The sequence below is a fragment of the Streptomyces sp. NPDC127595 genome (assembly GCF_042671685.1).
GTDB lineage: Bacteria > Actinomycetota > Actinomycetes > Streptomycetales > Streptomycetaceae > Streptomyces.
Window position 1 is genome coordinate 221,698 of sequence record NZ_JBHXWK010000004.1, and the last position, 24,868, is coordinate 246,565.

21 protein-coding genes are annotated in these 24,868 nt (G+C 69.6%); 7 read left to right on the top strand and 14 right to left on the bottom strand.

What is annotated here, in order from left to right:
- Positions 1-77 precede the first annotated feature (77 nt).
- On the top strand, positions 78-1,499 hold the full coding sequence (locus tag ACFVKT_RS15195; RefSeq protein WP_385731444.1) for a cytosine permease: 1,422 nt from the start codon (positions 78-80) through the stop codon (positions 1,497-1,499).
- A 139-nt stretch (positions 1,500-1,638) separates the two neighbouring features.
- Here ACFVKT_RS15195 and ACFVKT_RS15200 read toward each other — a convergent pair whose 3' ends face one another.
- On the bottom strand, positions 1,639-2,727 hold the full coding sequence (locus ACFVKT_RS15200; RefSeq protein ID WP_385731446.1) for a branched-chain amino acid aminotransferase: 1,089 nt from the start codon (positions 2,725-2,727) through the stop codon (positions 1,639-1,641).
- A gap of 466 nt (positions 2,728-3,193) precedes the next feature.
- Positions 3,194-4,237, bottom strand: a complete 1,044-nt coding sequence (locus tag ACFVKT_RS15205; protein ID WP_385731448.1) for a 3-isopropylmalate dehydrogenase — start codon at positions 4,235-4,237, stop codon at positions 3,194-3,196.
- Between the two features lie 144 nt (positions 4,238-4,381).
- Here ACFVKT_RS15205 and ACFVKT_RS15210 point away from each other — a divergent pair, with 144 nt between their 5' ends.
- Positions 4,382-5,965, top strand: a complete 1,584-nt coding sequence (locus ACFVKT_RS15210; RefSeq protein ID WP_385731450.1) for a purple acid phosphatase family protein — start codon at positions 4,382-4,384, stop codon at positions 5,963-5,965.
- 167 nt (positions 5,966-6,132) lie between these two features.
- Here the strand turns inward: ACFVKT_RS15210 and ACFVKT_RS15215 are convergent, their stop codons facing one another.
- The 4 genes from ACFVKT_RS15215 to ACFVKT_RS15230 all read right to left on the bottom strand — a co-directional run bounded on the left by ACFVKT_RS15215 (position 6,133) and on the right by ACFVKT_RS15230 (position 9,772).
- Entirely contained in the window at positions 6,133-6,276 is a 144-nt protein-coding gene (locus ACFVKT_RS15215) for a hypothetical protein (protein ID WP_385731452.1), read from the bottom strand.
- 272 nt (positions 6,277-6,548) lie between these two features.
- Positions 6,549-7,085 (bottom strand): GNAT family N-acetyltransferase, encoded by a 537-nt coding sequence (locus tag ACFVKT_RS15220; protein WP_385731454.1) that lies wholly within the window; start codon positions 7,083-7,085, stop codon positions 6,549-6,551.
- A 97-nt stretch (positions 7,086-7,182) separates the two neighbouring features.
- A complete protein-coding gene (pruA, locus tag ACFVKT_RS15225) occupies positions 7,183-8,814 on the bottom strand; it encodes an L-glutamate gamma-semialdehyde dehydrogenase (protein WP_385731457.1) in 1,632 nt (543 codons plus the stop codon).
- Positions 8,815-8,845: 31 nt separating this feature from the next.
- On the bottom strand, positions 8,846-9,772 hold the full coding sequence (locus ACFVKT_RS15230) for a proline dehydrogenase family protein (protein WP_385731460.1): 927 nt from the start codon (positions 9,770-9,772) through the stop codon (positions 8,846-8,848).
- A gap of 164 nt (positions 9,773-9,936) precedes the next feature.
- Here ACFVKT_RS15230 and ACFVKT_RS15235 point away from each other — a divergent pair, with 164 nt between their 5' ends.
- Positions 9,937-11,124, top strand: coding sequence for a PucR family transcriptional regulator (locus ACFVKT_RS15235; RefSeq protein WP_385731462.1), 1,188 nt, complete (start codon positions 9,937-9,939; stop codon positions 11,122-11,124).
- Between the two features lie 39 nt (positions 11,125-11,163).
- Here the strand turns inward: ACFVKT_RS15235 and ACFVKT_RS15240 are convergent, their stop codons facing one another.
- The 7 genes from ACFVKT_RS15240 to ACFVKT_RS15270 all read right to left on the bottom strand — a co-directional run bounded on the left by ACFVKT_RS15240 (position 11,164) and on the right by ACFVKT_RS15270 (position 20,949).
- The gene (locus ACFVKT_RS15240; RefSeq protein WP_385731464.1) at positions 11,164-12,138 is read right to left on the bottom strand and encodes an alpha/beta hydrolase fold domain-containing protein; all 975 of its coding nucleotides are present in this window, start codon (positions 12,136-12,138) and stop codon (positions 11,164-11,166) included.
- Positions 12,139-12,161: 23 nt separating this feature from the next.
- Complete coding sequence (locus ACFVKT_RS15245; RefSeq protein WP_385731466.1) at positions 12,162-13,079, bottom strand: carbohydrate ABC transporter permease; 918 nt, start codon at positions 13,077-13,079, stop codon at positions 12,162-12,164.
- Positions 13,076-14,008, bottom strand: a complete 933-nt coding sequence (locus ACFVKT_RS15250; RefSeq protein ID WP_385731468.1) for a carbohydrate ABC transporter permease — start codon at positions 14,006-14,008, stop codon at positions 13,076-13,078. The genes ACFVKT_RS15245 and ACFVKT_RS15250 overlap by 4 nt, the downstream gene beginning before the upstream one ends.
- Positions 14,005-15,405 carry an ABC transporter substrate-binding protein gene (locus tag ACFVKT_RS15255; protein ID WP_385731470.1) on the bottom strand — a complete coding sequence of 467 codons (1,401 nt, stop codon included), beginning with the start codon at positions 15,403-15,405 and terminating at the stop codon, positions 14,005-14,007. The genes ACFVKT_RS15250 and ACFVKT_RS15255 overlap by 4 nt, the downstream gene beginning before the upstream one ends.
- Before the next feature lie 102 nt (positions 15,406-15,507).
- Complete coding sequence (locus ACFVKT_RS15260) at positions 15,508-16,605, bottom strand: enolase C-terminal domain-like protein (RefSeq protein ID WP_385731472.1); 1,098 nt, start codon at positions 16,603-16,605, stop codon at positions 15,508-15,510.
- Between the two features lie 55 nt (positions 16,606-16,660).
- Positions 16,661-20,005, bottom strand: a complete 3,345-nt coding sequence (locus ACFVKT_RS15265; RefSeq protein WP_385731474.1) for a discoidin domain-containing protein — start codon at positions 20,003-20,005, stop codon at positions 16,661-16,663.
- A gap of 95 nt (positions 20,006-20,100) precedes the next feature.
- Entirely contained in the window at positions 20,101-20,949 is an 849-nt protein-coding gene (locus ACFVKT_RS15270; RefSeq protein WP_385731476.1) for a FadR/GntR family transcriptional regulator, read from the bottom strand.
- A 298-nt stretch (positions 20,950-21,247) separates the two neighbouring features.
- On the opposite strand from ACFVKT_RS15270, the gene ACFVKT_RS15275 reads away from it, so the two are divergent.
- The 4 genes from ACFVKT_RS15275 to ACFVKT_RS15290 are packed head-to-tail and all read left to right on the top strand — an operon-like array spanning position 21,248 to position 24,228.
- Positions 21,248-22,012, top strand: a complete 765-nt coding sequence (locus ACFVKT_RS15275) for an SDR family NAD(P)-dependent oxidoreductase (RefSeq protein ID WP_385731478.1) — start codon at positions 21,248-21,250, stop codon at positions 22,010-22,012.
- 5 nt (positions 22,013-22,017) lie between these two features.
- Positions 22,018-22,341, top strand: coding sequence for an L-rhamnose mutarotase (locus ACFVKT_RS15280; RefSeq protein WP_385731480.1), 324 nt, complete (start codon positions 22,018-22,020; stop codon positions 22,339-22,341).
- Positions 22,342-22,396: 55 nt separating this feature from the next.
- Entirely contained in the window at positions 22,397-23,266 is an 870-nt protein-coding gene (locus tag ACFVKT_RS15285) for an amidohydrolase family protein (protein WP_385731482.1), read from the top strand.
- Positions 23,263-24,228: an aldo/keto reductase gene (locus tag ACFVKT_RS15290; protein WP_385731484.1), complete on the top strand. Its 966-nt coding sequence runs from the start codon at positions 23,263-23,265 to the stop codon at positions 24,226-24,228. Before ACFVKT_RS15285 ends, ACFVKT_RS15290 begins: the two co-directional genes overlap by 4 nt.
- A 9-nt stretch (positions 24,229-24,237) precedes the next feature.
- Here ACFVKT_RS15290 and ACFVKT_RS15295 read toward each other — a convergent pair whose 3' ends face one another.
- Positions 24,238-24,828 carry a TetR/AcrR family transcriptional regulator gene (locus ACFVKT_RS15295; RefSeq protein WP_385731486.1) on the bottom strand — a complete coding sequence of 197 codons (591 nt, stop codon included), beginning with the start codon at positions 24,826-24,828 and terminating at the stop codon, positions 24,238-24,240.
- Positions 24,829-24,868: the final 40 nt, after the last annotated feature.

Here is a 24,868-nt window from a genome sequence, read left to right on the forward strand (position 1 = left end):
CCCATCCCCGGAAGGGTTGACGCGCCACCCGGTCCCGGTTCACATTGAGCGTCACTCTAAGCAGGGAGAGACCCACCATGCCGATAGAACAGCGCGGCGTCGACACCATCCCCGACGAGGAGCGCACCAGCGGCCCGCGCGACCTGGTGTCGATCCTGCTCGGCTCCAACCTCTGTCTCGGCGTGATCATCTTCGGCTGGCTGCCGGCCTCCTTCGGGCTCGGCTGGTGGGCCTCGGCCGGCTCGATCGTGGCGGGCACGGTGGCCGGCACGGCGGTCACGGCTCCGCTCGCGCTGGTCTCCCTGCGCACCGCGACGAACCTCTCCACCTCCTCCGGCGCCCAGTTCGGCGTACGCGGACGGCTGGTCGGCTCGGTCGTCGGCCTGCTGCTCGCCCTCGGCTACACCGCGCTGACCGTCTGGATCGGCGGCGACGTGATGGTGGGCGTGCTCAACCGGCTGGTCGGACTGCCGGCCGACGGCATCTCCTACGGCGTGATCTACGGGCTGCTCGCGGCTGCGACGGTGGCGGGCGCGGTGTACGGCTACCGCGTGCTGCTCGCCATGTCCCGCGTCCTGGCGATCGGCATGACGGCGCTGCTGGTCGTGGGCGTGATCGCGTACGCCCCGCGGTTCACCACCGCCGCGCTCCCGGAGGCCGGCGGCTATCTGCTCGGCTCCTTCTGGCCGACCTGGCTGCTCGCGGCCGTGGCGGCGGGCCTGTCGGGCCCCATCGCGTTCATCACCCTCCTCGGCGACTACACGCGCTACATCTCCCCGTCCCGCCACTCCTCCCGCAAGGTCCTGCACGCCACCTGGCTCGGCCTGACCGTCGGACTCCTGGTCCCCCAGCTCTTCGGCACCTTCACGGCGTACGCGGCCCGCGCGGCCCTCGACTACGCCGGACCGCTCGTGACGGCCTCCCCCACCTGGTACCTGGTCCCGCTGCTGCTCGCCGCCTCCGCGGGCTCGGTCGGCAACGCGGGCCTGATGCTCTACTCGATGGGCCTCGACCTGGACGCGATCCTGCCGCGTGCCTCGCGCGTCCATGCCACGCTCGCGGTCGCCGTCGTCGCCACGGGGTGTGTCTTCGCCGGGCACTACGCCTCCAGCGCGCAGGACGCGATGACCTCCTTCGTCCTGCTCCTCACCGCCGTCGGCACCCCGTGGGCCGTCATCACCCTCATCGGCTTCGCCCGCTGCCGCGGTGTGTACGACCCGGACGCCCTCCAGGTCTTCAACCGCCGTTCGCGGGGCGGAAGCTACTGGTACCGGGGCGGCTGGAACGTACGGGCCGTGGTGGCGTGGGCGCTCGGGGCGGTTGTCGGACTCCTGGCGGTGTCGCTTCCCTCGTACGAGGGGCCGCTGCTTGCCCTGACGGGCGGGGTGGACTGCAGTTTCCTGCTGTCGGGGGGCGTCGGGGGTGTTGTGTACCTGGCACTGTCACCGCAGCCGGTGGAGGCCGAGCGGGAACCGGCCCGTGCTGGAAGCGGGGGCTGAACGGCCGGCCCTTTGTCTGCGGGTGCGCCGCGTGGGCGCGCCCACGCGGCGGAGCCGCAAATATGTCACAGCCCCGCGCCCCTCTGGGGCGCTCCCCGGCCCCCTTCTTCAAGGGGGCCGGGGTGTCAGGACAACACCGTCAGCCGAGCCGGTGCATCCAGCCGTGCGCGTCCTCGGTGACACCCCGCTGGATGTCCAGGAGCGCCTCGCGCAGCTTCATGGTGACCGGGCCGGGCCGGCCGCCCGACTGCTGCCACTCGGCGCCGGTTCGCTTGACCGTGCCGACGGGGGTGATGACGGCGGCGGTGCCGCAGGCGAAGACCTCGGTGAGGGTGCCGTTCTCGGAGTCGCGCTGCCACTGGTCGATGGAGACACGGCCCTCTTCGGACGCGTAGCCGAGGTCGCGGGCGACGGTGAGGAGCGAGTCGCGGGTGACTCCGGCGAGGAGCGAGCCGGTCAGCTCCGGGGTGACGATCTTGTCGCCGTACACGAAGTACAGGTTCATGCCGCCGAGTTCCTCGACCCACTTGTGCTCGACGGCGTCGAGGTAGGCGACCTGGGCGCAGCCCTTGGCGGCGGCCTCGGCCTGGGCGAGCAGGGAGGCGGCGTAGTTGCCTCCGGTCTTGGCGTCGCCCATGCCGCCCGGGACGGCGCGGACGCGGTCCTCGGAGAGCCAGATGGACACGGGCTGCACACCGCCCGGGAAGTACGCGCCCGCGGGGGACGCGATGACGAGGAACAGGTACTCGTTGGCGGGCTTCACGCCCAGGCCGACCTCGGTCGCGATCATGAACGGGCGGAGGTAGAGGGACTCCTCACCGCCGTGCGCGGGGACCCAGGCCCTGTCCTGCTGGACGAGCACGTCGCACGCCTCGATGAACGTCTCGACCGGCAGCTCCGGCATGCCCAGGCGGCGGGCCGAGGACTGGAAGCGCTTGGCGTTCATGTCGGGGCGGAAGGTGGCGACGGAGCCGTCCGGCTGCCGGTAGGCCTTGAGGCCCTCGAAGATCTCCTGCGCGTAGTGCAGGGTCATGTTCGCCGGGTCGAGGGAGAGCGGGCCGTACGGCACGAGCTGGCCGTCGTGCCAGCCGCGGCCCTCGGTCCACTTGATCGTCACCATGTGGTCGGTGAAGTAGCGGCCGAACCCGGGGCTGGCGAGAATCGCCTCGCGCTCCGCGGCGGAGCGGGGCTGCGAAGAGGGCTTGAGCTCGATCGTGGGCGTCGTCATGAGTGGATGTCCTTCACCGGATGATGTGTTTACGGGCCGCGCTCACGCCAGTACTGCCAGTGGCCAGTGCCAGGGCCTGTCCGACCATTCCCGTCTGCCCCGCGACGCCGTGCACGCACTCTCGCCGCACCGGACGCAGACCCAAGTACATCCAGTACGAGGGTCCACGCCCGGCACTCCGAGAGCACGCACCTACTGCGACACAAGCTGCTGCCGCAGCGGGCGCGAGGCCGCCCTCCGGGCGACGACGGGAGTGGTCGGACAAGCCCTGGGACGTCCGAGCATTCCCTCATTCCGCGGCTCCTTGTTCGAGTATCGCAAGAGCGGAGCCGTGGACGAAAACGGTGTGAATGCGGCCCAGGGAGTTGCCCAGGGGTAGATGGTGGCACCCGGCGAGGGCATAGCGAAAGCCGCCGGGTGCGGATGCGACCCGGCGGCTACTACGAAACGTAAGTGAGCGGCGGGGTCAGCCGGCTACTCGTACGGAGAGCGCGTCGCCGATTTCCTCGGTGGAGCGGGCGGGCTTGCCCACGCGCTCGGCGAGGTCGGTGGCGACGGCGTCCTCGATGCGGGCGGCCTCGGTCTCGTAGCCGAGGTGGCGCAGCAGGAGGGCGACGGAGAGGACCGTGGCGCTGGGGTCGGCCTTGCCCTGGCCCGCGATGTCGGGCGCCGAGCCGTGCACGGGCTCGAACATCGAGGGGAACTCGCCGGACGGGTTGATGTTCCCGCTCGCGGCGACGCCGATGCCGCCGGAGACGGCCGCGGCGAGGTCGGTGATGATGTCGCCGAAGAGGTTGTCGGTGACGATCACATCGAAGCGGGCGGGGTCCGTGACGAGGTAGATCGTCGCGGCGTCCACGTGGATGTAGTCCGTGGTGACCTCGGGGAACTCCTCGGCCACCTTGTTGAAGACGTTCGTCCAGAGGTGGCCCGCGAAGGTCAGCACGTTGTTCTTGTGGACCAGCGTCAGCTTCTTGCGCGGGCGGGCCTGGGCACGGGCGAAGGCGTCGCGGACGACGCGCTCGACACCGAAGGCCGTGTTCACGGAGACCTCGGTGGCGACCTCGTGCGGGGTGCCCTTGCGGATGGTGCCGCCGTTGCCGGTGTACGGGCCCTCGGTGCCCTCGCGGACCACGACGAAGTCGATCTGCGGCTGTCCGGCGAGCGGGGTGGCCACACCCGGCAGGAGCTTCGACGGACGCAGGTTGACGTGGTGGTCGAAGAGGAAGCGGAGCTTCAGCAGGAAGCCGCGCTCCAGGACCCCGGAGGGGACCGACGGGTCGCCGATCGCACCGAGCAGAATCGCGTCGTGCTGCTTGAGGGCCTCGGCATCGGCGTCGGTGAGGGTCTCACCGGTCGCGTGGTAACGCTTGGCGCCGAAGTCGAACTCCTTCGTCTCCAGCTTCACATCCTGCGGAAGGACGGCGGAGAGGACCTTGAGCCCCTGGGCCACGACCTCCTGGCCGATGCCGTCACCGGGAATCACTGCGAGATTGATGCTGCGAGACATGACGGCACCGTACTCCCTCGTCCCATGGGATGACACGCGCTGTCCGCCATACGGACATCCGGCCTCCTCGGCCGCACCGACCCTTCGACCTCCGTTCACCCCTGTGTATGGCCCCCGTTGGGGCCGGCTGGGAAGTTCAGCAGCATGGACCCCCGCACGGACACCGGCACGCACCTTCCCGACTTCGGCATTCCGCCGCGGCTCGCCCGCCGTATGACCATGGCGGAGCAGCACGAGTACCTGCGGACGAAGCTCACCCGGCGCCGCGCGCTGGTGACCGCGGGCGCGCTGGCGGGCGGCGGACTGCTGGCCGGCTGTGCGTCCGGCGGCGGATCGGACGCCAAGAACCCCTCGGCCACGGCCACCGGACTGGTGCACGGTTCCGCCGTCACGCCCTTCGGCCGCCATCTCGCCTTCGGCGCGGACCCGAAGACCCAGATGCGGATCTCCTGGCAGGTGCCGCTCGCGGTCAGGAAGCCGTACATCCGCGTGGGCCTGGAGCCCTGGGACCTGAGCCGGAAGGTCGACGCCGAGCTCCGCGACCTGCACACCCCGGGGCTGACCGGCGTACGGCTCGCGCTGGACCAGTACCACCTGCACGCGGCGCTCGACGGTCTGCGCCCGGGGACGACGTACTACTACGGCGTCGGCCACGAGGGGCTGGACCCCGCGGCCAAGGAGCGCCGTGGCGCGGTCGGTTCTTTCCGCACGGCGCCCGCCACCAGCCCCGGGAAGTTCGTGTTCACCGCCTTCGGCGACCAGGGCGTCACCCCCGACGCGCTCGCCAACGACAAGCTGATCCTCGGCCGCCGCCCGGCCTTCCATCTGCACGCGGGTGACATCTGCTACGCCGACGTCACCGGTCACGGCGAGAAGTCGGACTCCTACGACCCCGGCGCCTGGGACCTGTTCCTCAAGCAGACCGAGTCGGTGGCGAAGTCGGTGCCGTGGATGGTGACGACCGGCAACCACGACATGGAGGCCTGGTACTCGCCGAACGGATACGGCGGACAGTCGGCCCGCTGGACGCTCCCCGGCAACGGCTTCGACGCCCGGAACGCGCCGGGCGTCTACTCCTTCACCTACGGCAACGTCGGGATCGTCGCGCTGGACGCGAACGACGTCTCCTACGAGATCCCCGCCAACAAGGGCTACAGCGGCGGCAGGCAGACGGCCTGGCTCGACAAGCGGCTCGGGGAGCTGCGCGAGAGCGTCGACTTCATCGTGGTCTTTTTCCACCACTGCACGTACTCGACGTCGTCCCACGCCTCCGACGGGGGCGTACGGGACGCCTGGCTGCCGCTCTTCACCAAGCACCAGGTGGACCTGGTGATCAACGGGCACAACCACGTGTACGAGCGCACCGACGCCATCAAGGGCGGCAAGGTGGGCAGGCGGGTGCCCGTCGGCGGGTCCACGGATCCGACGCGCGACGGGATCGTCTACGTCACCGCGGGCGGGGCGGGCAAGAGCCTCTACAGCTTCCCCGCCGGCGTCGAGGACAGCTATGAGGGGAAGATCGCCGACCGCGAGTCAGTGGACACCTTCCACTGGACGAAGTCGCAGAACCAGCAGGCCGAGACGGTGGAGTGGTCACGCGTGCGGTACACCGGCTACTCCTTCCTCTCGGTGGAGGCGGAGTCCGGCGCGGCGCCCCGGCTCAAGGTGTCGGCGCTGGCGCAGAACGGCAAGCGCATCGACTACTTCGAGGTGCGGCGCGGAGCGTGAGTAATCCGGGATGCACGGGCGTGAGCACTCCCGGATACGGCGCACAGGCACTCCGGGATACGGGGCATGAGCGCTCCGGAGTGAGGGGCGTACTCCGGGATGCGGCGCGGGGTAGGGACCCCGCGCCGCATCCCGTGCGGGCGCGGCTCCCGGTATGAGTGCGGGCCTCAGTGGCCCGTCGCGCCGCCGTTGTCCCTGCGGTCGAGGGCACGCTGGAGGGCGGCGGCTGCGTTCTTGCGGTCGGACTCGCTCGTACGAGTAGCGCTCGTACGGGACACACGACGGACTCGGCGGACGGTCGTCTCGGCCATGATGAATCGACTCCTTGCCTCCGGACGCGGGGCGGCCGGAAGTGCGGTGTGGGGTTTCGAGACGCCGGATGGGGCGGGGAGCGGTGCCGCAGGGGTTGCCTGCCAAAGGCTCCGGCTCACGACCGCCATTCGCTTGGTCGAGCGAGACGTTCGGCTCCTACAAAGCTAAGCGAGGACCTCGCGTCTGTCTCTATAATTACTCGGACTTCCTACTATCTGAGACGGCGGATTGGGTCAAACCGTCCTGACCTGGGAAAACGGTCCGCGTCTCGTCAGAGCACCTCGCCGTCGCGCCAGTCGAAGACCAGCTCGTACGCGGGATCGAGGGTGGCGGAAACAGGTCGTACGAACGTCGAGCCCTCCTCGTCCGGCAGACGGACGACACCGTCCGGCCCGAAGGTGCAGATGCGGCCGGGCCAGCGCTGCCAGCCACGGGCGACGTAGAGCGCCACGCCCTCGTCACTCGCGGACAGCGCGCCCAGCCCGTACGCCCCGTCGACGACCCGCTCCAGCTCTGCCATCACCCGGCCCCCCAGCCCCGTACGCCGGACGTCGGAGCGCACCCCCACGGCTTCCACGTAACCGACGCGCAGCGAGCGCCCCCGGTGCAGCACCCGGCGCTGGATGACCGAGCCGTGCGCGGCGAGTCCCCGTTCGTCCCGCACGAGCGCGTGGACGCCGCCGAGGCCGTGATCCCAGTCCTCGTCGCTGAAGTTCCCCTCGAAGGCGTCGTCGAGGAGAGCGCGAACGGCGTCGAGATCGGCGGGCGTGAGGTCCGCGGTGTGGGCGGTGCGCAGTCGGGGGGTCATGGGCTCAGTATTCCCAGCGTTCACGCACGCGGGCCGGGTCGCCGCCTGATCGGCGGCTCCCCGGCCCGGAAGCTCAAGGACGGCAGAGCGTCGTGGGTCAGCCCATGTGCGGGTACGCGTAGTCGGTCGGCGGGACCAGCGTCTCCTTGATGGCGCGGGTCAGCGTCCAGCGCTGGAGGTTCTGCGGGGCGCCGGCCTTGTCGTTGGTGCCGGAGGCGCGGCCGCCGCCGAAGGGCTGCTGGCCGACGACGGCGCCGGTCGACTTGTCGTTGATGTAGAAGTTGCCGGCCGCGTAGCGGAGCTTGTCCATCGTGTACGCGGCTGCCGCACGGTCGTTGGAGACGACGGCGCCGGTGAGCGCGTAGTCGGAGGCCGACTCCATCTGGGTCAGCATCTCGTCGTACTTGTCGTCCTCGTAGACGTACACGCCGAGGAACGGGCCGAAGTACTCCGTCTTGAAGATCTCGTTCTCGGGGTCCGAGGACTCGACGACGGTCGGGCGCACGAAGTAGCCGACCGAGTCGTCGTAGGAGCCGCCCGCGACGATCGTGCAGGTCGGGTCCGCCTTGGCGCGGTCGATGGCCGCCTTGTTCTTGGCGAAGGCGCGCTCGTCGATGACCGCGCCGACGAAGTTCGCCAGGTCGGTGACGTCACCCATGGTCAGGTAGTCGACCTCGGCCGCGAACTCCTCCCTGAAGCCGGAGTTCCAGATGGAGGCCGGGATGTAGGCGCGGGAGGTCGCCGAGCACTTCTGGCCCTGGTACTCGAAGGCGCCGCGGGTCAGCGCGGTCTTGAGCACCGCACGGTCCGCCGAGGGGTGCGCGACCAGGAAGTCCTTGCCGCCCGTCTCGCCGACAAGGCGCGGGTAGGTGCGGTAGTTCGCGATGTTCTCGCCGACCGTCTTCCACAGGTGCTGGAAGGTCTTCGTGGAGCCGGTGAAGTGGATGCCGGCGAGGTCGCGGTGGTTGAGGGCGACCTCGGAGACCGCGATGCCGTCACCGGTGACGAGGTTGATGACGCCCTTGGGGAGACCGGCCTCCTCCAGGAGCTGCATCAGCAGCACGGCGGCGTGCGTCTGGGTCGGCGACGGCTTCCAGACGACCACATTGCCCATGAGCGCGGGCGCGGTGGGCAGGTTGCCCGCGATCGCCGAGAAGTTGAACGGCGTGATCGCGTAGACGAAGCCTTCGAGCGGGCGGTGGTCGAGGCGGTTCCAGACACCCGGGGAGTTCGCCGGGGGCTGCTCGGCGAGCAGGTCACGGGCGTACTTGACGTTGAAGCGCCAGAAGTCGACCAGCTCGCAGGGACAGTCGATCTCGGCCTGCTGGGCGGTCTTGGACTGGCCGAGCATGGTGGAGGCGGCGAGCGTCTCGCGCCAGGGGCCCGACAGCAGCTCGGCGGCGCGCAGGATGATCGCGGCGCGGTCGTCGAAGGACATCGCGCGCCAGGCCGGGGCGGCGGCGAGGGCCGCGTCGATCGCGTCCTGGGCGTCCGCCTGCGTGGCACCCCGGCCGGTGCCGAGCACGGCCTTGTGGTTGTGCGGCTGGACGACCTGGAAGACCTCGCCGCCACCGAGGCGCTTCTCGCCGCCGATGGTCATCGGGAGGTCGATCGGGTTCTCGGCCAGCTCCTTGAGCTTGGCCTCCAGGCGGGCGCGCTCGGGCGAACCGGGGGCGTAGCCGTGCACCGGCTCGTTGACGGGGGTGGGGACCTGGGTTACAGCGTCCATGGTGTCCGTGACTCCTTAACTGAGCGGTGGGTCAGCCCTTGGTGAGGATCGAGCGAGCGAAGAACAGCAGGTTGGCCGGCTTCTCCGCGAGGCGGCGCATGAAGTAGCCGTACCAGTCGGTGCCGTACGCGGTGTACACGCGCATGCGGTGGCCCTCGGCGGCGAGCCGCAGGTGCTCCTCACCGCGGATGCCGTACAGCATCTGGAACTCGTACTCGTCGAGCTTGCGGCCGGCCTTGCGGGCCAGTTCCTGGGCGATGGAGATGAGGCGCGGGTCGTGGGACCCGATCATCGGGTACCCGTCGCCCTCCATCAGGATGCGCAGGACCCGGACGTACGCCTTGTCGACCTCGGCCTTCTGCTGGTAGGCGACCTCGGCGGGCTCCTTGTAGGCGCCCTTCACGAGCCGTACCCGGCTGCCACTCCCGGCGAGGCGGCGGGCGTCGGCCTCGGTGCGGAACAGATAGGCCTGGATGACGCAGCCGGTCTGCGGGAAGTCCTTCCGGAGCTCCTCGTGGATGGCGAACATCGAGTCGAGGGTGGTGTGGTCCTCGGCGTCCAGCGTGACGGTGGTGCCGATGGCGGCGGCGGCCTCGACGACCGGGCGGACGTTGGCGAGGGCCAGCTCGTGCCCGCCCTCAAGGGCCTGCCCGAACATCGACAGCTTCACGGACATCTCGGCCCGGGTGCCGAGGTCCAGCGCCTTAAGGTGCTCGACGAGATCCAGGTACGCGTCCCGGGCGGCGTACGCCTGCTCACGGGTGGTGATGTCCTCCCCGACGACATCCAGGGTGACCGCGAGACCCTTCGCGACGGCGTCCTGGACGACCGGAATCACCTGGTCGACCGACTCGCCTGCGATGAAGCGGGCGACCACCTGCTTGGTGCCGGGGGCCGCCGACACGAAGCGGCGCATCCTGTCGCTGCGCGACGCGGCGAGAATCACGGGACCCAGCACGGGGCACCTCCACAACAAAGCCAGCAGGAGGCCGAATCCCGACGATTCGGGTACGGCACGGGGAACCACCGTGAAACCTAAGGATCCCCCCGATCGTCTGCCATCGACAGCTGTCACGCATCCGTGCCCCGGATCTCAGACAGATGTATGAAGCCCTTGGGAAAATGCGGGAGAATGCCCGAGTGACGGCTGAATACAGGGGTGACTACCAGGAGCTGGTCGACGAGATCTCGGCGCTCCTCGGCATGCCGGCGACCCTGGAGAACCGGGACTTCGAGCTGATCGCCTTCGCCGCGTACGACAGCGAGGGCGAGCTCGACCCCTCCGCCCTCGACCCCGTGCGCGCCCGCTCGATCCTCACGCGCCGCTCCACCGCCGCCGTCCGCACCTGGTTCGAGGGCTTCGGCATCACCCGGGCCACCGCCCCGGTCCGTATTCCGCCCACCCCGGAGGCGGGGGTGTACCGGGGGCGGATCTGTCTCCCCGTACGCCATCGGGGCGTCGTCCGTGGCTACGTCTGGCTGCTCGACGACGACCCGGGACCGACGGCGGACCAGCTGACCGCCGCCATGGAGGTCGCCGCCCGTATCGGCGCCCTGCTCGCCGACGAGGCGCAGGCCGGCGCCGACCTCACCCGCGAACTCCGCGCCGTCCTCACCGCCGAGCGCGGCTGGCAGCGCGACATGGCCGTCGCCGAACTGCGCACGGCCCTCGGCGCCCGCGGTGACGGCCTGCACACGGTGGTGTGCGTGGCCCCCTGGCCCTCGGCCGACCCGGACGAAGCCCCTTCGGTCCGTACGGTCCCGGGGGCGACCGCGCTGTGCACGGTGCCGTGGGGTGCGGCGGGGCAGAGCCTTGCGCTGCTCGTACGGCTGCGGTCGCCCGAGGTGATGACCCCGGCGCTGACGGCGGCGGCGCGGTTCGTGCGGGAGGCCGCGGCGGACGCGGGGGCCGGTGTCGCCGGAGCCCGTACCGGTCTGGCCGAACTGGGAGCCGCCTGGCAGGAGGCGTCGGCCGCCGCGCGGGCCGTACTGGCCGAGCCGCGTCTCGGGCCGGTCGCCGAGTGGGCGTCGATCGGGCCCTTCCGGCTCCTGACGTCCCTTCCTCCGGACGCGGCCCACGATCCCGTCGTACGCACCCTGTTGGAGCCCGCCCACCGCGAACTCGCCCGCACCGCCGAGGTGTTCCTCGACTGTGCGGGCCAGGCCGGACGCACGGCGGCCGAGTTGGGCATCCACCGCCAGACGCTGTACTACCGCCTGTCCCGCGTCGAACAGCTCACCGGCCTCGACCTGGACGACGGCGAGGACCGGCTGTTGCTGCACATGGCCTTGAAGGGGGCGCGGCTCTGACGCCGTCCGGAGCGACAGGGCTGAGGCGAGCGCGGCGATTCACGGACGCAGGTGGTGCTCCAGGAAGGCGACGCTGCGGGCGACCAGGGGGGCGACGTCGGCGTTGAGGAAGATGTGCTCGGCGTCCGGTACGGGGACGAGTTCCGCGTGGTTTCCGGCGGCCCTCAGGAGTTCCGCCAGGCGCTCGCTGTGCTCGAAGGGCACGAGTGTGTCGCGGGTGCCGTGCATCAGGAGGAACGGCGGTGCCGGTGAACCGGCGTAGCTGAGCGGGCTGGCGGCCTCGGCGAGGCGCGTGGCGTCGGCCGGGTTGCCGCCCAGGAGGGTCACGACGGGGGCCGCGGGCAGCAGCGACCCCAGGTCGGTGACGCCGTACCAGTCCACGACCGCGGTCACCGTGGTGGCGCCCTCCGCGATCCCCTCGGCGCCTTCGAGCCCGGCGTCGTCTCCGACCGCGCCTTCGAGCCCGGCGTCGTCTCCGTCCGCACCTTCGAGCCCAGCGTCGTCTCCGTCCGCACCTTCGAGCGCGCCGGTCAGCCCGGCCAGCGCGGCGAGGTGGCCGCCGGCCGACTCGCCCCACACGCCGATCCGCGTGCCGTCGATTCCGAGGGTCCCCGCGTAATGGCGCAGGTAGCGGATGGCGGCCTTGACGTCGTGCAGTTGGGCGGGGAAGGGGGCCTCGCGGGCGTGCCGGTAGTCGATGGTGGCGACGGCCAGGCCGGCCCGCAGCAGGGAGCCGAAGAGGAGGTCCGCGCTCACGGTCGGCGGTGGGTGACGCCGGTCCCCCTCCATCCAGGCGCCGCCGTGGATCCACACCACCACCGCGGGAGGTTCGGCCGCCGGGGGCACGAGGAGGTCCAACAGCCGTGCCCGGTAACCGGAGTTGGTGGCGTAGCTCAGCCCGTCGTACCGGCGGACGTCGTCGGCCCCGGTGACGGGAGGGGTCGGCGGCAGTTGGACCGCTGGTACGGCGAGCTCGGGCGGCGGCCACGTGATGTGGCCGGGTCCGGATGTCAACGCTGCTCCAGGTGTCGTCGGGTTCATTCCTTGGTCGAGCCGGCGAGCATCCCGGAGACCAGCGTGCGCTGGGAGAAGAGGAAGAGCACCAGGACGGGCAGGATCGCGACCACGATCGCCAGGGCCAGTTCCGGGATGGTGATGTTCAGGCCCGCACCGGCCACCGGGTTGAACGACGGGGTGGAGGTGAGGAGTTGGTTCAGGCCGACCTGGATCGGGAACTGCTCGCTCTTGGGCAGCACGAGGTAGGGCAGGAAGAAGTTGTTCCAGTTGCCCACGAAGCTGAAGAACGCGACGAGACCGACCACCGGCTTGGCCAGCGGCAGCGCGATGCGGGTGAACAGCTGCCATTCGTTGCAGCCGTCGATCCGCGCGGCCGACAGCAGGTCCCTGGGCAGGCTGCTGCCGAAGTAGATGTAGACCAGATACACGCCGAACGGGTAGAAGGAGAAGGGCAGGATCACCGACCAGATGGTGCCGATCAGTTGGAACTTGTTGAGCTCCAGGAAGATCGGCAGTACCAGGGTGGCATTCGGCATGATCATCGTGACCAGGGTGATGGTCAGCAGCGTCTTGCGCCCCCGGAACTCCGTCAGTGCCAGCGCGTAACCGGCCGGGATGCTGACGGCCAGCGTCAGGATCAGCGAACCCCCGGAATAGATCGCCGAGTTGCGCAGCCAGGTGAGCATCGCGCCGTCCTGGAAGCTGAACAGGTGCTGCCAGGCGGCGCCGATCTGGTGGAACGACCCGAAGGAGAGCGGGTTGTCCTGCACCACCTGGCCCGCGGTCTTCGACGGCGCGAGCAGCAGCCAGATCACCGGCAGCACGAAGAACACCAGCAGCAGGGCCAGCAGGACGCCGACGATCAGGAAGGAGACGAGCCGGGAGGGCTGAAGGCGTCGGCCCGCGGCTGTCGGCGAGGAGAGAGTGGATTGCGTCATTTCTCATCCAACTTGAACAGGTTCGAGCGGGCGACCAGCAGTCCGGCGGCCAGGAGTCCCAGCGCCAGCAGGAAGACGGAGATGGCGGCGGCACCGTTGAAGTCGCCCTGCTGGAAGGCGTAGACGTAGGCCAGCTGGTTGGGCGACCAGGTGGGGCTCACCCGGCCGAGGCTGGCGGTCTGGAGCAGCTGGGGCTCGACGAAGAGCTGGGTGCCGGTCGCGAACGCCATGATGGTCATGTAGACGATCCACTGCCGGATCATCGGGATCTGGATGTGCCAGGCAGTGCGCCAGGGCCCCGCGCCGTCCATCCGGGCGGCTTCCAGCACCTCGTCGGGGATGTTGTTGAGGGCCCCGTACATCACGACCATCCAGCCGCCGGCGCCGGTCCAGAAGGCGATCAGCATGAGGATCAGCGGCAGGTTGCCGGGCGTGAGGACGGCCGCGAAGCTGTGCATGCCCATGCTGTTGAGCAGCCAGGACACCGGGCTGACGTCCGGGTCCAGCATGAACAGCCAGACCAGGACGCTGGCGACCCCGGCGAGGGCGCCGGGGATGTAGTAGAGGAAGCGGAAGAGCGCCGACGTACCGGGCCGCACCCGGCTGCGCAGGACCACCGCGACCAGCACGACCAGGACGACCAGGGTCACCAGCCACAGCAGCAGGTAGATCAGCATGTGGGTGAAGGCCGGGACGAAACGGTAGTCCTGGGCGACCTTCACGAACTGGTTGAGCCCGGTGAACTGGCCCTGGTCGTTGGTGAGCGCCAGGTAGAACGAATAGCCGGTGGGGAAGACGCCGAAGGCGAGCAGCAGCACCGCGTATCCGGCGACGAAGAAGTAACCCGTGAGGCCGGGGCCCCTCCGCCGCGGCTTGGCGCCGCGGCGGAGGGGGGAGACGGCTACACGCTCGGTCTCCAGCAAGGTCATTGGTTGGTCACCTTGTAACCTTCGGCCTTCGCCTCGTTACTGATCTCCGTCTGCCAGGCCTCCAGGGTCGAGGTCAGGCTCTTGCCGGCGGTCAGGGCAGGCAGGACGATGCTGGACCAGGCGGTGGCGTCCGAGAACTTGGTGTTCGACCAGCCGGTCCACACCTCGTTCGCGGCCTCCTTGAAGGGCCCGCTCACGTCGTTGGCGAAGTACTCGCTGTTGGTCGGGTTGGCCAGCCACGCCTCGGCGGCCTTGGTGTAGGCCGGGTAGGTGGGCGCGGATGCCTGGTTCTCGTCGGAGGTGGTCAGCCAGGTGACCAGATCCGTGGACGCCTTGAGGTTGGCGCTGTGCGAGGACACCATCCACACACCGCCGCCGACGTTGCCGGTCGCGGTGGTGGTCTCGCCGTCCCACTTCAGCGGGGGCGCCGCCGCGATCTGCTTGGCCGGGGTCTCGAAGGCGGTCTTGAACAGGTACTGGCCGTACCAGGACGGGCCGTACGCCATCAGGACCTTGCTGCCGCTGTCCTTGGCGAAGCCCTGGCTGAAGAAGCCCTTGGTGGTGACGGCCTTGGCGTCGATCAGCCCGTCGAGCAGGCTCGCCATCTTGGTGCAGTTCGGGTCCTGGAGGTCGGTGCGCAGGGTGTCGGGCTTCGTCAGCTCGAACGCCGGGCACTGGCCGGACCAGAAGTACGACTCATGGGAGTTGGTGTCGCCGACCGAGCCGACGAGGTAACCGGGGTGGTCCTTGGCGACCTGCTTGCCGAGGGCCTCGTACTGCTCCCAGGTGGTGGGGACGTCGTAACCCCACTTGTCCATGAGGTCCTTGTTGTACCAGAGGACGACCTGCGCGATGTCGTTGCGCAGGCAGTAGGTGTGGTCGTTGAACTGGCAGGGGCTGAGGGAGCCCTTGGCGAAGCCGTCCAGCGTGCTCTGCGGGACGAGGTCGCTGTCCAGGGGCGCGGCGAACGGCTGTGCGTCGGCCGTCGTGGGCTCGGAGGCCCAGGTCACGTCGGTGGGCGAGCCGAACACCACGTCCGGCCAGCCGCTGCCGGTCCGGTCGAAGAGCTGCACCTTCGACTGGAGGTAGGTGGAGCCGTCGGCGCCGCCGTCGTACGTGACGATGTCCATCTTCACGTCCGGGTGCGCCTTCTGGTACGCCTCCACCGACGGCAGCCGGGTCGAGTCGGCCCACACGGTGATCTGCGAACCCTCCTTCTGGGTGGCCGGCTTGAAGGCCGCCGCCGAGGGGGAGGAACCGGTGGACGTGTCGGCGCTCGCGCAGCCGGTCAGGACGGCCGCGGTGGCCAGGGAGAGCACGGCAGCGGCGGTGCGCAGCACGGGGCGGCGTCGGCCGGCTGTGGAAGATCCGACTCTCGGAGATCCGGAAGACCTCATTGTCTTGCCTTTCTGGTTTCTTGCATGGGACGGGTAACGCGCCTGATGGGGGGCGCCGGCTGCGGTGACGGCCTCCATGGAGGGGGGACCGTCACCGCCCGGTCAGCGCGGCTGCTCGACGAAGGGCAGCAGTTCGCTGCCGTAGCCGAAGTCGAGCGGAAGGGCTATGCCAGGCCCCGTGGGGGCGTGCACCAGGCCCTGTTCATCCACATGGCGCTCGCGGACGACGGTCGTCGCGGTCACCAGGGACTCGTAGTAGGTGGTGTTGGAGATGGCCATGCACAGGTGGTGGTTCGGGATGTCCGAACCGTGCACCTCGGCCCGCAGCCGGTAGGCGTCGGCGAGGTGTGCGGTGCGCATGGCACCGGTGATACCGCCCCGGAGGGTGGTACCGGCCCGTACGCCGAAGGTGGCGGCACCGGCCTTGATGAAGTCCGCGGAGTTCATATGGGCTCCGTCGGAGGTCTCTGCCACCAGCAGCGGTACGTCCACGGCCGCCGCCAGCGCCTGGTACGCGGAGATGCTGAACTCGCGCATCGGCTCCTCGTACCAGAGGTAGTCGGCTTCCGAGAGCGCCCGCCCCAGGCGGATCGCGTCGGGCAGGTCGAATCCGGCCGACCCGTCGTACATGAGGGGGACGGAAGGTCCGACGTGGTCGCGCAGTGCCAGGCACAGCTCGGCGTCACGGCGGGCGTCGCCCCAGGCGTGCAGCTTGATGCCGACGTAACCCAGTTCCAGGCACTGGTCCGCCACGTCGAGGAACTCCGCGATGGTGGAGAACGTCGAGGTGGAGGCGTACGCCGGGATGGACTCCCGGAAACCGCCGAGCAGTTGCCAGACCGGCTGGCCGTAGTACCGGCCGGCGAGGTCCCACAGAGCGGTGTCGATGAGGCCCAGGGTGGGGAGCGGGAGTTCGTGGATACGGTCCAGCTCCCACACCCGGTGCCACAGCCACTCCCGCTGGAACGGGTCGGCTCCGACCAGTTCGTCGCGGAAGACGATGTCGACCAGGTTCCGCAGGGTGTCGAAGGCGCCTGGCCGCTGGAACACGGCCACTCCCTCGGCTCCCTCGTCGGTGCCGATGTGCAGGACCGCGCCGTCGCCCACCGGAGCGCTGCCGCTCAGTCCGTCCCGCCACTTGAAGGGAGGGCTGGCCGCCGGAACGTCGATCCGGTGTACTTCGACATGGGTGATCTTCATCGTGGCTTTCGTTTTCTGTGGGAACGCGGAGTCCCGGGGAGGGGGGCTCGTACGGTCAGAACTCGCCGTACGCCTGGAGCTCGTAGATGGAGCCGCCGTTGCCGCTGGATCCGGTGACGGTCAGCCGCAGGTAGCGGGCGGTGACGGGCTGGTCGGTGAAGGAGTAGTTGGTCGCCGAGGTGGTGTTCTCGGCGGTGTGGTCGTCGAGCGTCGACCAGGTGGTGGCGTCGGTCGAGTACTCCAGGCGGTACTTGTAGCCGCGGGGCAGCTCGAAGGTGGTCACCACGCTGGAGATGCTGGTGTCCTTGCCCAGGTCCACCTGGATCCAGGACGGGTCGGGCAGGCCGAGACCCTGCGCCCAGCGGGTGGACAGGTCACCGTCCACCGCCTTCTGCGGGAAGTTCTGCTCCGAGTCGGACGAAGCGGTGACCGTCTTGTTCAGCGCCAGGTCGTTGTCGGCCGGAGTGGTGACGACGGCCGCCTCACTCGGCTCCGAGGTGTTGAGTACGGCGTCACGGGCGACGACGGTGAAGGAGTACTCCTTCTCCGGGGTCAGGCCGGAGACCCGCAGGGTGGTGTCACCGGTGACGGCGATCCGCTTGCCGTCCTGGTAGACGACATAGCTGGTCACGCCGGTGTCATCGGTCGCGGCCGGCCAGCTCAGGTCGACCGCGCTGGGCAGCAGCGGTGTGACCTGGGGCTGTCCGGGGGCGGCGGGCGCCGTGTGGTCGGAGCTGGTGGCGGGTGTGCCGTAGACCTGGAAGTCGTAGACGCTGCCGCCGTTGCCGCTGGTCCCGGTGACCGTCAGTCGCACGAAGCGGCCGGTGACCGGCTGGTCGGTGTGCGAGTAGTTGGTCGACGCCGTGGTGTTCGCGGAGGTGTGGTCCTCCAGCGTCTTCCAGTTGACCTCGTCCGAGGAGACCTCGACGCGGTACTTGTAGCCGCTGGCCTTCTCGAAGGTGGTGATCGCGCCGCTCACGTCGTACTGGGCACCGAGGTCCACCTGGATCCAGGACGGGTCGGGCAGGCCGAGACCCTGCGCCCAGCGGGTGGACAGGTCACCGTCCACCGCCTTCTCGGGGAAGTTCTGCTCCGAGTCCGACGACGCGGTGACCGGCTTCTTCAGCGCCAGGTCGCTGCCGGAGGGCATGGTGACCTGTCGCTCCGCGCTCGCCGCGGACTGGTTGCCGGCCGCGTCACGGGCGGTGATCTTGAAGGTGTAGGTCTGTCCCGCGGTCAGGCCGGAGAGCCGCACCGAGGTCTTGCCGGTGGCGCTGACGAGCTTGCCGTCGCGGTAGACCGAGTAGCCGGTGACGCCCGTGTTGTCGGTGGACGCCGTCCAGTTGAGGTCCGCCACCGTCGGGAAGTCGGTGGTCGCGGCCGGGGTGCCGGGGGCGGTGGGCGCCTGGGTGTCGGTGACGGCCGGGCCCGGGTCGAGGTGCTTGTAGGCCGGCTGGAGACCGGCGTTGTTCACGATCGAGGCCGGCAGCTGGGCGCAGGAGTCGACGGTGACATTGCCGCTGATGTTGCTGTTCGTGCTGTTGAACTGGGCGCTGTAGTTGGGCTGGGTGGTGAAGTTGCCGGTGGCGTTGATGTCGATGCCGTGGTTCAGCAGTAGCCACTGGTACGCCACGTCGCAGAAGGCGTTGCCCGTGTTCTGCCAGTAGCGGCTGCCCTCGTCGTGGTAGACGGCACCGTAGGCGTGCGTCGGAACGCCGTGGATGTAGTTGCCGGACACCGTGCCACCGGGGTTGGCGCTGAGGGTGTAGATGGCGCCACCGTCGGCCTGCGACTTCATGATGTCGTAGATCTCGTTGTCGGTGACGATGTTGTCGCGGCTGGTCGTCGGGGTGTCCCAGACCGGCACGCCCAGGTTGTCGTCCGGGTAGTTGGTGTCGCCGCCCGCGTCGGTCAGACCCCAGCCCCAGCCCACGGAGATACCGCTGTAGGGCAGGTCGTAGACCTTGTTGTGGGTGATCACCGTGTGGTCGGTGTAGCCAGCCAGGATGCCGAGGGAGCCGTTGTACTGGTCGGCGACCTTGGTGACAACGTTATTGTCCACCAGGGTGTCCTTGGTGATGTCCCGGGTGTCGTCGGGGTGGGCGTCGATCACCTCGACTCCGCCGATCTGGATACCGGTGGCGGCGATCTGCCGGAACACGTTGCCCGTGATGTCGGTGCCCTGGGTGCCTGTGTTCAGATTCAGGCCGACCGCGCCGAGGTGGGTGAAGGTGTTGCCCTCGAAGCTGACGTCGTGGCCGTAGCTCACGTTGACCGCACCGGGCGTCTTCTGCCACTCCAGGCGGGTGGAGTTGAAGTCGGGGTTGTCGTCACCAACCATCCGGAAGCCCGCCTGGCCCTCGATCAGGCCGTCGGAGGAACTCGGGGCGAGCCAGGTGGAGTAGGAGAAGGTGATGCCTTCGAAGGACACGCCGGTGACGGGCTTGGCCCTGGTGCCGTTCAGGTCGACCAGGTCCTGTACGACCGGGACCGTGACGGTCGCCTTGGACAGGTTCTGGCCGTCCTTGGGCATGTAGTAGATCTCGTCCGTGCTCTGGTCGAGGTACCACTCACCCGGGGTGTCGAGCAGCTCGCGGGCGTTCTCCAGCCAGGTGGGGTTCTGGATCTCCTGGCCCTGCTGCAGGTTGGCGTTGTGCCAGCAGGGCTGCTCCATCGTCATCGTGTTGCCGGAGATCGACTCCACACCGCAGCGCTGCAGCTTCCAGCCCCAGCTGCTCACGACCTCCAGGTCCTTGGGCTGCTTGTAGGCGCTGATGGCGCTGTCGGTGAACGTGTAGCCGGTGGACGTCTTGCTGAAGCCCGACGGGTCCTTGGTGCTGCGCGCCCGGGTCTCCAGCTCCCCGTTCACATAGAGCTGGCGGGTGTCGAGGTCGCCCACCTTGGCCTTGTAGACCTTGCCGGTCGAGTCGGCCGGGGTCCAGCCGGTGATCTGCTTGCCTCCGCTGATCACGGGCGTGGCGCCGGGGGCGGCCTCGTAGATGATCCGGGAGCCGTCCTTGCCCGAGTCCTGGGCGGTGAGGCTGAAGGTGCGGCTCAGCTGGTACGTGCCGGACTTCAGCAGCACATGGACATCGCCGCTGACCTTCTTCTTGGCCTCACGCACATAGTCCCGTGCGTGTTCCAGTGTCTTGAACGGGTGCGCGGAGGTGCCGGTTCCGGAGTCCTTCCCGGTCGGCGAGACATAGACGTTCAGGTCCTTCGAAGGGGCTGCCTGGGCCGACCCGGCGGCCAGCGGCGCCGTGATCGTGGCCAGGGACAGGGCGGCTACCAGCACTCTTCGGAGCGGCACAATTATTCTTCCGCGGGCAGCCGGTGAAGGCTGCCCTGGCAGTGCAGACGGTGCAGACACGGAAATCCAATCGCCTGAATGAGATGACATCTGGGGAGACCCGGTCGTCCTCCGGGTCCCTCCGGCGTTGGCGGCTCGCGAGAGCGGGTCGCCCCGCTCACGAACCGTGACGGCGTGATGCGGCCTTACGACGCGGACGCGTCCGGCGACCGCGGTGCGTCCGCGGTACCGGTGCTCCTCGACGGCTGCACCGGCGTACCGGAGGTGCCTCGGCTGTCCAGGTTGAACAGCCGGTCGCGGATCTTTCTTTCGAACTGGCTCTGCGTGGTGGCGATGTGCGCCACCATCAGCTCCGCCGCGAGATCGGCCTCCCCCGCGGCGACCGCCTCAGCAATGGCGAGGTGCTGTCCGGCCGCCACTTCCAGCGACCCCGGTGCGTCGCCGTGGAACAGCAGGACGTCTGACTGTGAGGCGAGGCGCCGTACGCCGGCGACACTCGACCTCAGGAACACGTTGTGCGAGGCGACACCGACCGCGTCATGGAACGCGGTGTCGGCCTCGGCGAAGGCGTAACCGTCGTTGGCCTTGCCCGCCACCATCGACTTCTCGGCGCACTCCCGGATGGTCCGGACCTCGATCGGCGTGGCGAGGGAGGCGGCACGGCGCGCCGTCTCCGACTCGATCACCGTCCGGTAGTCCAGGAGCATCAGGACGTCTTCCATGCTCGTCGGCCGGAAGTGCGAGAGCTGGTCGTCCACCAGCCCGCCGGCCGAGTCGGCGACGAAGATTCCCGCGCCACGGCGGACACTCAGCCGGCCGATGGCGGCCAGGACCTTCACCGCCTCGCGGGTGACATTGCGGGTGGCGCCAAGGATCTGCGCCAGGCCCTGCTCGGTGGGCAGCCGGTCCCCTGAGCGCAGGTTCTGCTCGGCGATGTAGTTCAGCAGCTGCTCGGCGACCAGTTCGTAACCGGGCCGGTAGCGGCCTGACGAATCGTCATTTCCGTCACCAGGCACCTGCGTTGGAACTCCCACTGCCTTGTCCCCCTCCAGCACGTTCGGATTAATCAGGTTCATCGGTGGGGGCAACTATGACATCGGTGTTACGCGTTGAGAAGAGTGAGGGAGAAGTTCGTTCAATCGTCCTAAACAAAGCGGACTTAACGCCTCAATTGCCGCATCTCTTGGGAAGTATTGCGTAACAAGGGATCGCATCCTTATGGTCCTGGATGCCAGATGAAGCAGATCCTTCTTCGTGGGGAACGTTCCTTCTTCGCGGGGATCGTTCTCTCCTCGCGGGGATCGTTCTTTACGCACAGCACGAGAGGTCACGATGAGACTGGGCGCTTTCGCAGGACTCGGTGCCCTGGTCACCGGCGGTGCCTCCGGCATCGGCCTGGCCACCGCCCGGCTGCTCGCCGCCGAGGGTGCGCGGGTGGCCGTACTCGATCTGACCGAGGCGACGACGCCCCGCTTCGCCGCACACGTCCGGGCCGACATCGGCGACGACGCGTCGGTCGTGACCGCCGTCCAGGAGGCCGTCTCGGTCCTCGGCGGCCTTGACGTGCTGGTCAACAACGCCGGCATCGGCGCACAGGGCGGCATCGAGGACAACACCGACGCCGAGTGGCACCGCGTGCTGGACATCAACGTCCTCGGTCTTGTGCGGGTCACCCGGGCCGCGCTGCCCGCCCTGCGCGCGTCCGCCCACGGGTCGATCGTCAACATCAGCTCGATCGCGGCGACCGCCGGCCTGCCCCAACGGGCCCTGTACTCGGCGAGCAAGGGCGCGGTGCTCTCGCTGACCCGGGCGATGGCCGCCGACCTGCTGCCGGAGGGCATCCGGGTCAACGCCGTCAACCCCGGCACCGCCGACACCCCCTGGGTCAACCGGCTGCTGGACCGGGCGGAGGACCCGGAGGCCGAACACGCGGCGCTCGCGGCCAGGCAGCCGCACGGCCGTCTGGTCAGCGCCGACGAAGTCGCCGCCGCCGTGGCCTACTTGGCGTCCCCGGCGGCCGGCTCCACCACGGGCAGCTCGCTGGCCGTGGACGGCGGAATGGACGGACTGCGGCTCCGGCCGCGGAAGGAGGACTGATCGCCATGCAGCGCTTCGCCGCCGTGGTCCGGCTGCGGCCCGAGAAGGAGTCGGAGTACCGCGCCCTGCACGCCGCCGCGTGGCCGGGCGTACTCGCGGCCCTCAAGCAGGCCAACATCGGCAACTACTCCATCTTCCTGCGGGACGGCCTGCTGTTCAGCTACCTGGAGTACACGGGGACCGACTACGCCGCCGACACCGCGCTGATCGCCGCCGACCCGGTCACCCGCGAGTGGTGGACACGGACCGACCCGTGCCAACAGCCGGTGGACAGCGCGGCCGAGGGGCAGTTGTGGGCCCCGGCCGAGGAGATCTTCCACCTCGACTGAGGGCGCCTCGGCCCATTTCACCCTCCGTCCGTCCACCGACCCAAGGAACCGAACGGTGCGCATCGACGCCCATCACCACCTGTGGGACCTCGCGGTACGCGACCAGCCCTGGACCCGCGAACTGCCCACCCTGCGCCGGACCTTCACCGCCGCGGACCTGCGACCCGCTCTCGACCGGAACGGCGTGGACGCCACGGTCGTCGTCCAGACCATCGCCGTACCGGAGGAGACCCCGGAACTCCTCGCGCTGGCAGCGCGGGACCCGCACATCCGGGCGGTCGTGGGCTGGACGAGCCTCACCGAGCCGGGGATCGCCGACCGCCTCGCGGAACTGCGCGAGGGACCCGGCGGCTCCGCGCTCGTCGGCATCCGGCACGGCATCCAGGACGAGGCCGACCCGGACTGGGCGGCGCGTCCCGAGGTCCGTCGCGGGATCGAGGCGGTCGGCGCCTCGGGCCTGGTGTACGACCTGCTCGTACGCCCGGACCAACTCGCCGCGGCCGTGCGGACCGTACGCGAACTGCCCGACGTCCGCTTCGTCCTGGACCATGCGGGCAACCCGGTCATCGGCACGGACACCCTGGAGCCGTGGACCGCCCTGCTCACCGAGCTGGCCGACTGCCCGAACGTCGCCGTGAAGCTGTCGGGCCTGGTCACCCGTACCGGCCCCGCTCCCGCCGACGACCTGCGCCCCTACGCGGACGTCCTGCTCCACACCATCGGCCCCCACCACCTCATGTACGGCTCGGACTGGCCGGTCTGCCTGCTCGCGGCCGGCTACGACGACGTCCTGGCCGTCGCCGAGACGCTCACCGACCAACTGAGCCCCGCCGAACGGGAGTCGGTCTTCGGTACGACGGCCGCGCGCTGGTACGGCATCGAGACCACGCCCGTTGCCGAAACCCCGGCCGGGACCACGGCATGACGGACGCCGGCCGACTCGGTCGTACGAGTGTCCGCGTCAGCCCGCTGGGGTTCGGCGCCGCCCCCATCGGCAACCTCTACACCCCTCTCGACGAGAACCAGGCACTGGCCGCAGTAGACGCCGCCTGGGACGCCGGCGTGCGCTACTACGACACGGCCCCGCACTACGGCCTCGGCCTCTCCGAACGACGGCTCGGCGCGGCTCTCGCCCATCGGCCGCGCGCGGAGTTCACGGTCTCCACCAAGGTCGGCCGCCTCCTGGAACCGCACCCCACGCCCACCGGTTCCGACCTGGCCGCCGGGGGCTTCGCCGTACCTGACACGCTGATCCGGCGCCCCGACTACTCGCGCTACGGCGTGCTGCGCAGCCTGGAGAGCAGCCTGACCCGGCTCGGCCTCGACCGGGTGGACATCGTGTACGTCCATGACCCCGACGACCACTTGGACGCCGCCCTCGGCCAGGCGCTGCCCGCCCTGGCCGACTTGCGCGACCAGGGCGTCATCGGCGCGGTCGGCGTCGGCATGAACGCGGTCGCCCCGCTGCTGCGGGTCGTCGCCGAGGCCGACGTGGACGCCGTGATGGTGGCCGGCCGGTGGACGCTGGCCGACCGCACCGCCCGCCCGCTGCTGGACGCGTGCGCGGAGCGCGGGGTCTCGGTGGTCTCGGCGGCGCCGTTCAACTCGGGTCTGCTCAGCCGCCCCAGCCCGCCCGACGACGCCTTCTTCGACTACGGCCCCGCGCCGGAGGCGATGCTGCGGCGCGCCCGGCACCTCGCCGAGGTCTGCGCCCGCCACGGCACGGTCCTGCCGCACGCCGCCGTCCGCTTCCCGCTCCGGGACCCGGTCGTGGCCGGTGTGGTGGCGGGCTTCCGCTCCCCCGCGGAGGTCGCGTCCGCCGCACGGTGGGCCGCCACGGACCTGAGCGAGGCCGCGTGGCGGGACCTCGACGCGGTCACCGGCTGAAGTTCCGCCCTAGGGACTGGACTTCGCCGACGCCTCGATGACTCGGCGGAGCCCCGTGGTGAGCCGCTCGGCATCGGTGGCCGTGTCCGGGTCGAAGGTCCACTGCGCGATGAGCCCCATCATCAGGGTCGTATAGAACTGCCCGACCGTGTCGACCTCCTCCTCGGTGACGTCCTCCTCCCGCCCGCCAATGAACAGCGGGACGAGCCCCCGTGACCCCTCACGCTGGGCACGCGCCAAGTGGTCGCGGACCTCGGGCAGTTGGTCACCCATGGCCACGATTTCCATGCTCAGTCGCCACATCGAGTGGGGCTCACGCATAGTGCTGATGATGTTCGACCAGACCTCCTGGAACCGTTCGAGGGAGCCCGGTTTTGAACTCTCGCTGACGCCCGCGCCTGGGTCGAAGGCGTCGGACAGCCCCTCCACCAGGGAGACATACGCGTCCGCCAGGAGCTTGTCCTTCGATCCGTAGTGGTAGCCGATCGAGGCGAGGTTCGTCCCCGATTCCTTCACGATGTCGCGCGCGGTCGTCCGCACGAAGCCCTTCTCCAGCAGGCAGCGCTTGGCGCCTTCGAGCAGATCCTCACGGTGTCCCATGCGGGCCAGCGTACCCCGATCCATACATTCGTCCCATACA